The organism is Apilactobacillus apisilvae (assembly GCF_023380225.1).
GTDB classification, from domain to species: Bacteria; Bacillota; Bacilli; order Lactobacillales; family Lactobacillaceae; genus Apilactobacillus; species Apilactobacillus apisilvae.
Genome location: NZ_CP093362.1, coordinates 1030020 through 1043498, shown reverse-complemented (window position 1 = coordinate 1043498; position 13479 = coordinate 1030020). Strand labels below are relative to the sequence as shown.

The 13479-nt window shown below is 31.2% G+C and carries 17 protein-coding genes; 6 read left to right on the top strand and 11 right to left on the bottom strand.

Going from position 1 to position 13479, the window contains the following annotated elements:
• Positions 1-9: 9 nt before the first annotated feature.
• From MOO46_RS07945 to MOO46_RS05325, 5 genes are all read right to left on the bottom strand, one after another.
• Positions 10-198, bottom strand: a complete 189-nt coding sequence (locus MOO46_RS07945) for an IS3 family transposase (RefSeq protein WP_396121422.1) — start codon at positions 196-198, stop codon at positions 10-12.
• Positions 199-223: 25 nt separating this feature from the next.
• On the bottom strand, positions 224-442 hold the full coding sequence (locus MOO46_RS05340) for a DDE-type integrase/transposase/recombinase (RefSeq protein ID WP_249510658.1): 219 nt from the start codon (positions 440-442) through the stop codon (positions 224-226).
• Between the two features lie 10 nt (positions 443-452).
• Entirely contained in the window at positions 453-578 is a 126-nt protein-coding gene (locus tag MOO46_RS05335) for a helix-turn-helix domain-containing protein (protein WP_249510657.1), read from the bottom strand.
• A gap of 335 nt (positions 579-913) precedes the next feature.
• Complete coding sequence (locus MOO46_RS05330; RefSeq protein WP_249510656.1) at positions 914-1072, bottom strand: hypothetical protein; 159 nt, start codon at positions 1070-1072, stop codon at positions 914-916.
• Between the two features lie 484 nt (positions 1073-1556).
• The gene (locus MOO46_RS05325) at positions 1557-2918 is read right to left on the bottom strand and encodes an aspartate ammonia-lyase (RefSeq protein ID WP_249510655.1); all 1362 of its coding nucleotides are present in this window, start codon (positions 2916-2918) and stop codon (positions 1557-1559) included.
• 127 nt (positions 2919-3045) lie between these two features.
• On the opposite strand from MOO46_RS05325, the gene MOO46_RS05320 reads away from it, so the two are divergent.
• The 6 genes from MOO46_RS05320 to MOO46_RS05295 all read left to right on the top strand — a co-directional run bounded on the left by MOO46_RS05320 (position 3046) and on the right by MOO46_RS05295 (position 7613).
• Positions 3046-4041 carry a D-2-hydroxyacid dehydrogenase gene (locus MOO46_RS05320; RefSeq protein ID WP_396121397.1) on the top strand — a complete coding sequence of 332 codons (996 nt, stop codon included), beginning with the start codon at positions 3046-3048 and terminating at the stop codon, positions 4039-4041.
• A gap of 125 nt (positions 4042-4166) precedes the next feature.
• On the top strand, positions 4167-4370 hold the full coding sequence (locus MOO46_RS05315; RefSeq protein WP_249510653.1) for a helix-turn-helix transcriptional regulator: 204 nt from the start codon (positions 4167-4169) through the stop codon (positions 4368-4370).
• Positions 4360-4890 (top strand): DUF3278 domain-containing protein, encoded by a 531-nt coding sequence (locus MOO46_RS05310; protein WP_249510652.1) that lies wholly within the window; start codon positions 4360-4362, stop codon positions 4888-4890. Before MOO46_RS05315 ends, MOO46_RS05310 begins: the two co-directional genes overlap by 11 nt.
• Positions 4891-4901: 11 nt before the next feature.
• Complete coding sequence (locus MOO46_RS05305; RefSeq protein ID WP_249511710.1) at positions 4902-5798, top strand: ABC transporter ATP-binding protein; 897 nt, start codon at positions 4902-4904, stop codon at positions 5796-5798.
• A complete protein-coding gene (locus MOO46_RS05300; RefSeq protein ID WP_249510651.1) occupies positions 5791-7032 on the top strand; it encodes an ABC transporter permease in 1242 nt (413 codons plus the stop codon). Before MOO46_RS05305 ends, MOO46_RS05300 begins: the two co-directional genes overlap by 8 nt.
• Positions 7033-7055: 23 nt before the next feature.
• Positions 7056-7613, top strand: a complete 558-nt coding sequence (locus MOO46_RS05295; protein ID WP_249510650.1) for a sugar O-acetyltransferase — start codon at positions 7056-7058, stop codon at positions 7611-7613.
• Between the two features lie 49 nt (positions 7614-7662).
• Here MOO46_RS05295 and MOO46_RS05290 read toward each other — a convergent pair whose 3' ends face one another.
• From MOO46_RS05290 to sufC, 6 genes are all read right to left on the bottom strand, one after another.
• Entirely contained in the window at positions 7663-8370 is a 708-nt protein-coding gene (locus MOO46_RS05290; protein WP_249510649.1) for a hypothetical protein, read from the bottom strand.
• A gap of 157 nt (positions 8371-8527) precedes the next feature.
• Positions 8528-9937 (bottom strand): Fe-S cluster assembly protein SufB, encoded by a 1410-nt coding sequence (sufB, locus tag MOO46_RS05285; protein WP_249510648.1) that lies wholly within the window; start codon positions 9935-9937, stop codon positions 8528-8530.
• Positions 9921-10346 (bottom strand): Fe-S cluster assembly sulfur transfer protein SufU, encoded by a 426-nt coding sequence (gene sufU / locus MOO46_RS05280; protein ID WP_249510647.1) that lies wholly within the window; start codon positions 10344-10346, stop codon positions 9921-9923. Before sufU ends, sufB begins: the two co-directional genes overlap by 17 nt.
• Positions 10336-11547, bottom strand: a complete 1212-nt coding sequence (locus MOO46_RS05275) for an aminotransferase class V-fold PLP-dependent enzyme (protein WP_249510646.1) — start codon at positions 11545-11547, stop codon at positions 10336-10338. Before MOO46_RS05275 ends, sufU begins: the two co-directional genes overlap by 11 nt.
• Complete coding sequence (locus MOO46_RS05270; protein ID WP_249510645.1) at positions 11540-12697, bottom strand: SufD family Fe-S cluster assembly protein; 1158 nt, start codon at positions 12695-12697, stop codon at positions 11540-11542. The genes MOO46_RS05275 and MOO46_RS05270 overlap by 8 nt, the downstream gene beginning before the upstream one ends.
• Positions 12697-13470 carry a Fe-S cluster assembly ATPase SufC gene (gene sufC / locus MOO46_RS05265; RefSeq protein ID WP_396121396.1) on the bottom strand — a complete coding sequence of 258 codons (774 nt, stop codon included), beginning with the start codon at positions 13468-13470 and terminating at the stop codon, positions 12697-12699. The genes MOO46_RS05270 and sufC overlap by 1 nt, the downstream gene beginning before the upstream one ends.
• Between the last annotated feature and the right edge of the window lie 9 nt (positions 13471-13479).

Sequence of the window (13479 nt, the reverse complement as noted above, 5' to 3'; positions counted from 1 at the left end):
AGCAGCTTTCTAATCGTTTAATTGGGCAACTGATGTCCTGTATTCAACAGGCGATTGGTTGCCTAACTTTGTTAATATTCGTGTATTATTCCAAAATTTTATATAATTATTCACACACTTAATGGTGTTTGATAAACCTTTGGGTTTAGCTTGTGTGTATATCATTTCAGTCTTTAGTCTTGAGTGAAATGATTCTATTATGGCGTTATCAGCTGGCGTTCCTTTACTGGAAATACTTCTGATGGCGCCTTTTCTTGCGTGCTAGTTCAAAGAATTCACGTGAGGTATAAGTTGATCCTTGATCACTATGAATAATAACTCCATCTAAATAACCTAATTGATTTAATGTATCTAATGTCAATTTGGTATTTGGATGATTAGAAATTTTATGAGCAATGCTTTCTGAATTAAAGCTATCCATAATTGTAGAAAGATACAACATTCTATTTCCGCTATGTATAAATTAAGCCATCACTCTTTAAACCAAGTATTTTACAAATTTTTCTATCAGGAACACCTTCATTAAGAAGCCTAACGGCTTCTAGTTTAGTTTCATATGAATATTTATTATTAGTCATACAAAAAACACCTCCGAATTATATTATTTTATCAAATTAAAGTAATACTTTTATCGAAAGTTCTTTTATTTATCTGTTCAATATTATAACTTCAGTTCCGGTAACATAATATTTTATGAATTTTTATATAAAAAATTATTTTTAGTTAAAGGATAAATACTTATATTATGCGAACTCCAAAATTTAGATAACTTTTACTAGGATATTATTCCCCAATGTTGATTTGTATCCTAGTTTTTCTTTTTTCCTATTACTATTGTAATACTTAATCCGTTTGTTCATTGTCTAAATATGGCAGGTTGCGTGGAATATGAATTGAATATCATTATATTATTTTATTTAAATATAAATCCATATTTTTGATACATTTGTACCCATGAAAGTAATGTTGCACTTCCTTTAATACTATACTCATGGTTCAACGAAGTTGAACCTATTCCTGATAAATATTTTAATACTAATTTTAATTTAAACTCGCTATTAAATTTAACCAAAAAAATGACCTCCAAATATCGAACAATTTCTTGTCCAACTTTTGGGGGTCACTTCACACTTTCTTTTTTTAAAACTGTTGAATTATAAGTTAGGGAAGCAGTAAATAAAATTAAAATCTATGAATATCTCATAATTACTGAATATTTAAATAATGGAAAACATATAAATCATAAATTTATACAAAAAATATGTATAAATATAGTTTACAATGTAATGTGTTTATTAAAATAAAACGCAAATATAATTTGACATATAGCACCTAATGTATTGAATGTAAATTTCAAGTCACAACGTTTTGACCATAAAATAACTACTGATTTCAGTGAATTTAGATATGGTAATAATTCAATAAAACAAAGGTTTTATTTATCACCAGTAGTGGATCTTTATTTCGCTCAAATCATTGCATATAATATTAGTTTAAATCTAACATTTAATTTTCCAATATTTGTAGGTGCTTTATATAGATATTTTTTATTTGCTTTAACCATTTACCAAATGTTTTGGTGAAAACAATTCGTCAATTTTATCTTTTGATAAAATATGTTTACTAATTAAAATATCTTTTACATTTTTATCTTCTTTTAAAGATTCCTTTATTATCTTAGTGGTTCTAACATATCCCAATTCTGGGGATAAGATGGTTGCGGTTACGGCTGATTTTCTAACATCATCAGCACATTTTTCTTTATTAACTTCAATATCGGTTAAGCAGTGATCAATTAGTGTTTTAATCGCACGAGTTAAATGTTCTTCGCTAGTTAGAATACTCTTAAACATAATGGGTTCAAAAGCATTTAATTCTAGTTGTCCAGCTTCTGATGCAGCAGTCACAGTTGCGTCAAAACCAATTATTTCAAATGCCACTTGATTGACGACTTCTGGAATCACTGGATTAATCTTATTTGGCATAATGGATGATCCAGCTTGACGCTTAGGTAAATGTAATTCATTTAATCCTGATTGTGGTCCACTTGCCAAAAGTCTTAAATCATTGCTGACTTTTGATAAATCGACTGCTAATGTTTTTAATGCTGCTGAGAAAGTTACGAAATGATCAGTATTTTGGACAGCATCAATTAAATCATTATCTGATTTTAAATTCATCCCAGAACACTTGTTAATATTTTTTACAATATGTTCTTGATAATATTTTGAAGCATTCATGCCAGTTCCAATAGCGGTTCCGCCCATACTAATCGTTTTTAATTCTTCACTGGCAGTTTTAATCCTTCTTAAATCACGTTTGAATAGTGAAGCATATGCATGAAAACTCTTTCCGTATGTAGTAGGAACAGCATCTTGCAGTTGAGTGCGACCTAATTTAATTGTATTTTTAAATTTACGACTTAATTCTTCAAAAGTAGCTACTAAGCGTTCAATTTCATTTAGAAGATTGGGCATTAATTTTAGCATCGCCATTTTACCGGCAGTTGGATAAGTATCGTTAGTTGATTGAGCTTGATTAACATCATCATTAGGATGAATAAATACTTTAGGACGTAATTTCATTGCCATATTAGCAATTACTTCGTTAGTATTCATATTGGTAGAAGTACCGGCACCACCTTGAATTGCAGGGGTGATAAATCCAGATTGATCACCAGAGCTTAATAATTCATCACATGCTTGAATTATCGCGTCACATTTTTTAACATCTAATTTTTGTGCTTCGCAATTAGTTTTTGCTGCTGCTTTTTTAATTTGAATATAACTTTCAATTAAATCAGGGTGCACCATTTCCTTAGTGATTGGGAAATTACCTGCTGCTCTAAGGGTGTGGATGCCATATAAAGCATCTTCAGGAACTTCCATTTTACCAACACAATCTTCTTCAATTCTCATCAAAGCCATCTCCTAAAATGTATCTTTGTTATAAAACCTTACATAAGAGTATAGGCCATTTTTTTGAAAAGTCAATCTAGATTATTAAAAGTGTTATAATAATGCTAATTTAAGTAAGGAGTGATATTTGATGAGATTATTAATGTACAACGCTCGTCCTGACGAAATGGTTAACTTTAAAGTCCTGGAAGATGAATATAAGATAGTAATTAAAACTACTGATAAGGGATTAAATAAAGATACGGTATCATTAGCAAGAGGTTTTGATGGTATCACAGTTCAGCAACATGGTGCTATCGATGATGAAATGATTTATGCAAAGTTAGCTGATTTTGGCATTAAACAAATTTCATTACGTATTACTGGTTACGATATTATTAATTTTAAATTTGCTAATAAATATGATATTAAAATAACTAATGTTCCCGCATATTCACCAAGGTCAGTCAGTGAATTAGTGCTTGCTGATGTAATGTCATTGCTACGTCATTTACGCGAAACTCACTTACGCGAAGATCGTGGTGACTTTGCCTGGGATGGTTTACAAGCCCGCGAGATTCATAATTTAACAGTTGGAATTATTGGTGCCGGAAAAATTGGTAGTGCGGTGGCTCGAATTTTTAAAGCACTTGGTGCTAAAGTTTTGGTAGCTGATCCAATTAAACGACCAGAGTTATTCGATACAGTGGAATATGTTGATTACAATACTCTATTCAAACAAGCAGATGTAGTGACAATGCATACTCCAATGACTGAATTTATGAATCATTTTATGAATGCTGAACGATTTGAACAAATGAAAAACGATGCTATTTTTATTAATGCATCTAGAGGTCCAGTTGTTGATACCAAAGCATTAATTACTGCTTTAAATGATCAACAAATTGCTGGTGCAGCCATTGATACCTTTGAAGGTGAAGCTGGCATTACCGGTGTTGATTTATCGAAATCAGGTTTTGATAATGAAAACTTAGCCGAACTATTAAAGATGCCAAATGTAATTGTTACTCCACATATTGGTTTTTATACCGATGCTGCAGTTAAAAATATGGATTTGATTTCAGTGAGGGATGCTTTCAAAATCTTGAATGGGGAAGAACCATTGCATTTAGTTAATAAGTAAACATTTAAGGGTAATTCTAATTAAAGAATTACTCTTTTATTTTGTCATATATATTTGACAAATGTATTAATTAGCAGTACGTTATGTGTAACATATATGTGACAGAAAAATAAGGAGGCTTATTTTTGAATCGTGTACGCGAGTATCGAGAGCAGCAAGGGCTCTCACAGTTTGCTTTATCACAAAAGATTGGTGTCGCGAGGCAAACCATTAATTTGATTGAAAACGATAAGTATAATCCATCATTGAATTTATGTATTAGTCTGGCAAAAGAGTTGGGAACTGATTTGAATGGATTATTCTGGGAAGGGGAAGATGATGAAAAATAAGGAATCGTTATTTACTAAATATCTTAAAATGTTTTATGGAATTTCAGGACCATTAGATGAATATAAAACACAAACAATGAATCGAATTGGTAATAAATCTTTTATTGCCTGTTGGTTGTATATGGCATTTTTATCACTATTTTTGATTTATTATGGGATGGAAAATCCTAAAATTTCAGTCACAGTCTGCATCGCTTCTAATTTTATATTTTTAATGATTTTAAGTATATCTATAATCGTTGCAACTAAAAAAGCCAAATTAACCACTAATGAAGTTTTTGTAGATAATTATAAACAAGCAAAAAGAAAAGCAGCCTTTAAGGGGATTGGGTTTGGAATTTATTTTGCTATAGCAATGTATTTAATAACACCGCTTATGCAATTATCATCTAGCAATAAATCTTATATAGATTTATTAAAAAATCCGGATGGTGGATTCTTAGGATTTATTGTCGGAGGATTTGTATTTGGATTATGTATGTATTTGGTATACAGGATGCGTATGAAAAAAATGAAATAGGAGATGATCTTATCTTACATATTAGTAATTTAGATAAACGTTTTGATAACGTTCACGCTTTAAACCAAGTTAGCTTTGATGCTAAGGATGGTCGTATTTTAGGATTAATTGGACAAAATGGAGCAGGTAAGTCCACAACATTTCACAGTATTTTAAATTTTCTTAAATACAATGGTGAAATTAAATGGAATGACAAGCCAATTAGTGAGCCAACGTTTGACGAAATTGGTTATTTGCCAGAAGAACGTAGTTTAATGGAAAAAGCGACCGTTCAACAACAAATTGTATATTTTGCAAAACTAAAAAGTCGTTCTGCTAAATGGACTAAGTCGCGAATTAAGGGTTGGATGCAACGATTTGATGTTAAGGGAAATGTAAATTCTAAATTAAAATCATTATCGAAAGGTAACCAACAAAAAATTCAATTAATTAGTACATTAATTCATGAACCTAAATTTATTATTTTGGATGAACCTTTTAGTGGGCTAGATCCAATTAATGCTGATTTATTGAAAAAAGCAATTTTGGAAGCTAAAGCTAAAGGTGCCACAATTATTTTTTCAAGTCATAACATGAATAATGTTGAAGAAATTTGTGATGATTTAGTAATGCTTAGAAATGGTAAAGTTGTTTTGAATGGTTCAGTACAAAATGTTAGAAACCAATTTGGTAAAAATGAACTATACGTTACCACACCGATGAAACAATCAGAACTGGAACAATTAGCTGAGGTTAAGTCGTTATATGTTCGTGGCGAAAACAAATATAAAATTATTTTAAATCATCCCGAAGATGGAGTTAAATTATTTAATTTAATTAGTAATGGAAAATATATTGAAGAATTTAGTCAACAACCACCATCATTAGATGAAATCTTTAGAGAAAAGGTTGGTGAAGACCATGCGTAAATTTATGACAATTGTTGAAGATACATATTTAAAACAAGTAAAAAGTAAAAGTTTTATTTTTTTGGTGTTATTACCAATCATTGGAATTTTATTTACTCTAGGAATTGGATATTTCGCAGCCAATAATGCATCCTCTTCTGACAATCAAGATAAAATTGCCTTATTGGGAAATTCTGATGTCAAAAAATCATTAATTAAATTGGATAATGATTCAATCAATCATTCCATTAATGATGAAAGTAAAGCTAAAAGTAGTGTAAAGTCAGGTGATATTTATGGATATGTAAAAATTACTAATAAAAATGGTAAACTAGTTGCTAACTACGTAGGAAATTCAGATATTGATGATGATGTTAAAACGGATCTAATACAGGTTTTAAAAAATAGTCAATCTAAAATGAATTTAAAAAACAGTCAATTATCAGCTGAACAAATTAAAAATTTGTCAGTTCAACCAGTATTTAGTAGTAAAGTTAAGGCTAATAAAGTTGCGGATGATAAAAATAATTCTAATACTGCTAAAGTGGGCTCCTTAACAACACTAATATATGTTATGTACTTCTTTTTACTTATGTATTCAGGGGTAACTGCCAGTGTAATTGCTCAAGAAAAAGGTTCCAAAATCATAGAAGTTATTTTTAGTAGTACAACTGCTTCGAAATATTTTGTTGGTAAAATTATTGGCATTATTCTAACGCTTTTAACCCAAGTTTTATGTTATGCAATTTTGTTAACAATTGGATATCAAGTTTTAGCTAATATGAATTCAATGAAATCAGTATTTAATGAAATTCAACCGGTATTACATGATGTTTTTACTAATTTTATGAATTTTAACTTAATATTCATTATTTTAGGATTAGCTTTAGGTATTATTTTATCAGCTGTTTCTGGAGCATTAGTATCTAGAAAAGAAGATGCTGGTAAAGCTGCTCAACCAATTGTTCTTTTAACGCTTATTATGTTTTTGGCCTCAAATGCATTACAGAATAACAGTAATGGGATTATTTCTAAAGTGTTATCATATTTCCCATTATCATCAATGTATTTTATGCCAATTAGAGCTATTAACGGTCAAGTAGGCATATTAGAACAACTAATTTCATTGATTATTTTAATCGCGTTCATTGTTGGATTAACTTATTGGATTTCGAAAGTCTATAAGGGATTAATGTTAAGAAGTGATGATTCTGGTTGGATTCGTAGTTTTATGAATGGAATTAAATATCGTTAGTCATTTAAAGGAGACGATTATTTATGTCTGAACTTGAAAAAATGAGAAAGGGCGAACTGTTTTTCCTTGGCGACAAAGTCTTCACTGAAAGAAAGAAGCATTATAAGGACTTATGTCTTGAATATGATGCAATTCCTAAATCAGATGAAGAATCCAGAAATAACAAGATGAAAGAAATGTTAGGTGGATATGGTGAACATGTTTCTGTGGAACCACCATTTAATTTTGATCATGGGCAAAACATTTATGTAGGATCTCGTTTTTTCGCTAACTATAATTTAACAATTTTGGACATCAATGATGTCGTTATCGGTAATAACGTTATGATTGGCCCGGATGTTGGCATCTATACGATTAATCATCCAATCAGTGCCAAACAGCGTAATCAAGGAATGGGTCAGGCATTACCAGTCCATATTGGTAGTGATGTTTGGATTGGTGGTCATGTAACCATCCTGCCAGGAGTCACAATTGGCAATAATGTTGTGATTGCTGCTGGTGCTGTTGTAACCAAAGATGTTCCTGATGATTCTATTTTTGGTGGCGTTCCTGCTAAATTAATTAAAAAAATTGAAGATTAATGCAAAAAAATAGGAAACTGAAATGATATTTTCAGTTTCCTATTTTTTATTACATCCGACCAACTAATAATGCTGGAAGATTTTTAATATCACTATTTTTAGCGAATACTTTAGCTTCTTTAATTGATTTATCAGCTAATTTTTTGTTGTTACCGGTTAATTTGTTAGCTTCTGTTTGTGCTTGTTTTAAATCATTATTAATTGAAGCTTTAGCTTTATTAATTTTATTTTCATGTATTTTCTTACCTTCATATTGGTAAAAGGTTACATCTTCTGCTTTATCGGCAATTCGATTTTCAATTTTAATAAGTGGTTTCAATGATTTATTAGCTTGTTCTTTATTATATAGACTATTGTATTGAATCCATCCACTAACCTTACCGGATTGTGAAACGACATTGGCTTCTAAACCATTTTTGTAGCTCCAAATATGATTTACACGAAAATTCATGTTACTATCAGCAAACTTTTCAACATCTTTTAAGCTATAGTTAGAAGGCTTTTTGCGGTTTAAATTACGAGTAAATTCACCACTAAAAGAATCCATTTGGTGTTTTTGAATTCTAAAAGTATAACCATGCTTATTTAAACGATCAGCCCAATTTTGATTTTTAGTAATGGTTTTAGCACTAGTTTCGGCTTTATCAAAATGATTATATTTTTTAGTATTAGCATTTGCGTTGATTGAGCCGATGGCTGTTGTAACAGTAAATGTAGCTATTAATGAGTATAAAATTGTTTTAATATTTTTGTTCATAATTATACCTTCTCTTCTTTACTGTAATCTCTATGTAATATATCCATAAACTTCCTGTAACATTTCTACAAGTACACTTTACCACTATACGTATAATTTTCAATAAATATGAGACAAAAAAATCATAATGTTTCACATGAAACATTATGATTTATAACTAACCCACTGAATCTTCCATTTGATAATCGATTAGTTTATTTAGTTCTACAGCGTATTCCATTGGTAATTGATTGGAGAAGGGTTCAATAAATCCCATAATTATCATTTTAGTAGCTTCAGTTTCTGACAATCCGCGGCTCATTAAATAATATAAGTCAGTTTCAGAAATCTTGGAAACTTTGGCTTCATGTTCAACTTCAGAATCGCCATTATTAATTTCATTATGCGGAATTGTGTCACTAGCAGATTCATCGTCCATAATAATCGTGTCACATTCAATATGTGATTTCGAATAATGGGCTTCTTTATTCATCCGAATGGTTCCGCGATAATTACAAATTCCACCAGATTTGCAAATTGATTTAGAAACCACATTAGAAGAAGTATGTGGAGCATGATGACGCATGATGCATCCAGTATCTTGATAAATTTCATTGTTAGCAAAAGCAATTGATAGCATGGTACCAGTTGCATTAGGACCATTTAAATCAATACTAGGATATTTCATGGTTACTTTTGATCCTAAATTTCCATCAACCCATTCCATCGTTGCATTTTCATCAGCAGATGCTCGTTTTGTTTCTAAACTATAAACATTATCCGACCAGTTTTGAATGGTTGTATAACGGCAAAAAGCATTCTTTTTGACAAAAACCTCGACATTGGCAGCATGTAAACTGTCTTCTGAGTAACTAGGCGCAGTGCATCCTTCAACATAATTCACACTGGCATCTTCATCCACAATAATTAAAGTTCTTTCAAATTGACCAGTCCGACCAGCATTAATTCTAAAGAAAGCTTGAATTGGAATCTTAGCGTGAACACCTTTAGGTACATATAAAAAGACGCCACCAGACCAAACAGCGGTATTTAAAGCTGCGAATTTATTCATTTGTGGGGTTACTAATTTACCAAAATAGGCTTTAACTAAATCAGGATGTTCTTTTAAAGCGGTATCGGTATCACTAAAAATAATGCCCATTTCTTTAAACTCTTTTTTAATATTTGCATAGACCGCTTCTGATTCATATTGGGCTTCGGCACCAGCTAAATATTTTCTTTCTGCTTCTGGAACGCCAATTTTTTCAAAAGTGTTTTTGATTTGGTCGGGAACATCATCCCAGTCTCTTGAAACATGATCAGCAGCTTTTTGAAAATACCTAATTTTACTTAAATCTAAATCAGATAAATCCGGTCCAAAATCAGGCATGGGTAATTTTTGATAAATTTTAAATGCCTTTAATCTAATATCCAATATCCACGTTGGTTCATTTTTGTGGGCAGAAATTGCTCGAATGATATCTTCGTTTAATCCATCGCCAGTTGAATAGAGTGGATTAAAATCATCCTTAAATCCATATTGATAATCATCATTTAAATGTTTAATTGAATCATCGATTACTATCATCTCCATTTACTAGTTGATAAATTGCTTTGAAGGGAAGCATTGCACATTTAATTCGCATGGGTAATTGGCTAACTGATTGTAAAACGAAGGCATCACCCAATATATTTTTGTCAGCATTTTGATTATTAGTCATAAATTCAGAAAAAGTTAAAACAATTTGTTCGATTTCTGATTTAGATTTATTCATGCAAAGTGATTTTATAAAGCTAGTTGCGGCCTTAAAAATAATACAGCCATCTGCTTTGATTTTCATATCAGTTAAAATATTATGCTCATATTCACCACTAATTAAAATATCATCACCACAAGTGGGGTTATGTAGATGAATAGAATCATTTTCGACTTGGTCATTAGGACAGTTTTTAGCATTTTCCCAAATTACCCGTTGATATAAATCTTTAATTTCCATTGAAAAATGACCTCATTTCAATAACCTGATTAACTAATTGATCGCATTCAGCTTGATTATTATAAAAATATATACTAGCACGTAACGTAGCATTCACCCCTAATTTTTTTGTTAGTGGTTCGGCACAATGTTGACCAGCACGCACTGCAATATTATTAAAATCTAGATAAGTTGCAGCATCATGAGGATGAATATTCTTTATATTGAAAGCGACAATTCCAGTTTGACGAATTTTTGGTCCATAGACATTTACATCAGTAATTTTGGATAGTTGATCATATAGATATTGACCTAAGCTTTTACAATAATTTTGGATATTCATCATACCAATATTATTTAGATAATCGACCGCCTTTGATAATCCAATGACACCTTCAACGTTGGGGGTACCAGCTTCTAAGCGATATGGAATCTCCTTAGTGGAAAAATTGTTTTTTTCGACATGCTCAATCATTTCACCACCTAATTGAGTCGGCTTCATTGTTTCTAACAAATTTTTCTTACCATACAATATACCAATCCCAGTAGGTGCTAGCATTTTATGACCAGAAAAGGCAAGCCATTCTACATCTATCTTTTGTACATTGATTGGAATTTCGGGTGCGGCTTGTGCAGCATCTATCAATACATCAGTATTATTTTGGTGTGCAATTTTAATTAATGTATTTAAGTTATTAATGTTGCCTAAAACATTAGATACTGCGGTAATTGCTATCAGTTTAGTTTTAGGTGTAATTATCTTTTTGGCAGATTCTAGATTTAAAGTTCCATCATTGTTGATATCAATATATTTTAATTTGGCATTTTTTTCTTTAGCAAGATTTTGCCAGGGTAATAAATTACTGTGGTGTTCAGCAATGGAGACAACAATTTCATCACCACGACTTAAATTATATTTATAATAACCATTTGCGACTTGATTAATTCCTTGGGTTGTTCCAGCAGTAAAAACAATTGATTGATTGGTTTTAGCATTGATAAATTTAGCTACTTTATTACGACATTCTTCAAACATTTGGGTGGTTTTTTCAGCCGCTGAATAAACACTGCGATGGACATTGAAATTATCATTTTCATAATAATCAGTCACTGCTTTAATTACTGAAAGTGGTTTTTGGGTTGTTGCAGCGTTATCAAAATATATAAATTTGGGATGTTTAACTAACATTGGAAAATCTGTTCTAATCTTTTGATTATCCATTGATTCGCTCCTCTAAATTAACAATCATTTTTTGTCGAATATCTTCATCAGGAAATTTGTTTATTAATGGAGTTAAAAATCCACGAGTTAGTAATAAACGAGCTTCTTTTGCTGGAATGCCACGAGTTTTTAAATAATATAATTGGTCAGCATTTACGCGTCCCACACTAGCAGCGTGTCCAGCAACAACATCATGATTATCAATTAGTAAAATTGGGTCAATTTTACCTTTACTAGTTGATGATAATGTTAATAAGCGACTGCTTTGATCAGAATAACTATTAGGAGCATTTTGTTTGATTTGCCCCGTTGTATCACAAATCGTTCTAGCATCATCGGCAACAATGCCGCGTTCAGTGATGATGCCACTAGTATGTTCACTTTGATTAGTAATTTTGGTTTTAATAAATTGTTTTTGTTGCTTATCAGCTAGACTAATTAAATTAATATTTGCTGAACTGCCAATCCCATCTAAATCAATATTACTATCATACCGACTATTAAAATGATTAAACAATCCAACATAAGTATTTAATTCAGCATTTTGTGCTAAATAAGCATTTAAAACTCGATGTGAATTTTTAGCTTTCGATAAAGCAGCATCATAAAAATTAACTTTAGCGTGGTCACCTAATAGTACTTCAATCATTATTCGATCATTATTAGAATTATTTGTTTCATCTTCAAAAATAAGGTTAGCTTTTGAACCAGCAGCTGCAATAATTAATAAATGTTTTTCTTGATCGTGATGTTTAACTAGTCTGCTGACGTTAATGGGTGTTTTAATGTCTTTATTATCAGGTATAAATACAAATCCACCAGATTGTAAATAAGCCAAATGGTTAGCGTTCAATTGGTTTTCACGCCATGGGATTGCTTTTTCCATTAAGTTTTCTTGGATTAATTCAGGATATTTGCTGGCAGCTACAAATAAATCCATAGCAATGACTCGATCATTTTTATGAATTAAATTGGCTTGGTTATTAGTGTTAAGTTCCGAGTAATTTAATTCTGGCTGATTAAAATTGAATGATCGTTGCTGGTTTTCAATGGAAAGAGTTGGAGCGATTTTAGCTGCTACCATTCTTTTAACTGATAACCATTGTGGTTCGTTATTTTGTTGTGTAAATTCTTGAATCGAAAGACTCATTAGTCATCCACCAACTTTGCATCAATTCCTAATTTATCACGTAATGTTGCATATCCCCCAGCTTCTAATTGCTCAGCTAAATGATAATTACCACTGGTAACAACCCGACCATCCATCATAACGTGAACTACGTCGGGTCGAACATATTTTAAAATCCGATCATAATGCGTGATAATTAATGAACTGAACTGATTATCACGCATTTTATTAATTCCCTTTGAAACGACTTTTAATGCATCGATATCTAAGCCTGAATCGATTTCATCAAGAATTGCTAAATTGGGTTGAATCATCATCATCTGAAGAATTTCATTGCGCTTTTTTTCACCACCAGAAAAGCCTTCATTTAAGTAACGATTGGTATAGTCTTCTGGAATATCTAAAAATTCCATTACCTGATCTAAACGTTGCATAAATTCTAAAACACTAACTTTTTCATCATCCGGTTTAATTGCATTCATAGCTGCATGAATAAAATCAACATTTTTAATTCCACTAATTTCAGTTGGATATTGCATTCCAATAAATAAACCTAATCGAGCGCGTTCATCAGTGGCCAATTCATTTAATTCGGTCCCATTAAAATAGATTTCACCACTGGTGATCCTATATTTGGGGGACCCCATGATTGTTTGTGAAAGGGTGGATTTACCAGTTCCATTAGGTCCCATAATCACATGGACTTCACCATCTGGAATTATTAGGTTCAATCCCTTGATAACTTCTTTACCATTTTCGTTAATTTTAACGTGCAAATTTTTAATTTCTAACAAAGTAGGGCC

Bases quoted from the DNA above. Each gene is read 5' to 3' on its own strand.
- MOO46_RS05340 (WP_249510658.1), bottom strand. From the start codon at position 442: ATGTTGTATCTTTCTACAATTATGGATAGCTTTAATTCAGAAAGCATT.
- MOO46_RS05335 (WP_249510657.1), bottom strand. From the start codon at position 578: ATGACTAATAATAAATATTCATATGAAACTAAACTAGAAGCCGTTAGG.
- MOO46_RS05325 (WP_249510655.1), bottom strand. From the start codon at position 2,918: ATGAGAATTGAAGAAGATTGTGTTGGTAAAATGGAAGTTCCTGAAGAT.
- MOO46_RS05310 (WP_249510652.1), top strand. From the start codon at position 4,360: ATGAAAAATAAGGAATCGTTATTTACTAAATATCTTAAAATGTTTTAT.
- MOO46_RS05300 (WP_249510651.1), top strand. From the start codon at position 5,791: ATGCGTAAATTTATGACAATTGTTGAAGATACATATTTAAAACAAGTA.
- MOO46_RS05295 (WP_249510650.1), top strand. From the start codon at position 7,056: ATGTCTGAACTTGAAAAAATGAGAAAGGGCGAACTGTTTTTCCTTGGC.
- MOO46_RS05290 (WP_249510649.1), bottom strand. From the start codon at position 8,370: ATGAACAAAAATATTAAAACAATTTTATACTCATTAATAGCTACATTT.
- sufB (WP_249510648.1), bottom strand. From the start codon at position 9,937: ATGATAGTAATCGATGATTCAATTAAACATTTAAATGATGATTATCAA.
- sufU (WP_249510647.1), bottom strand. From the start codon at position 10,346: ATGGAAATTAAAGATTTATATCAACGGGTAATTTGGGAAAATGCTAAA.
- MOO46_RS05275 (WP_249510646.1), bottom strand. From the start codon at position 11,547: ATGGATAATCAAAAGATTAGAACAGATTTTCCAATGTTAGTTAAACAT.
- MOO46_RS05270 (WP_249510645.1), bottom strand. From the start codon at position 12,697: ATGAGTCTTTCGATTCAAGAATTTACACAACAAAATAACGAACCACAA.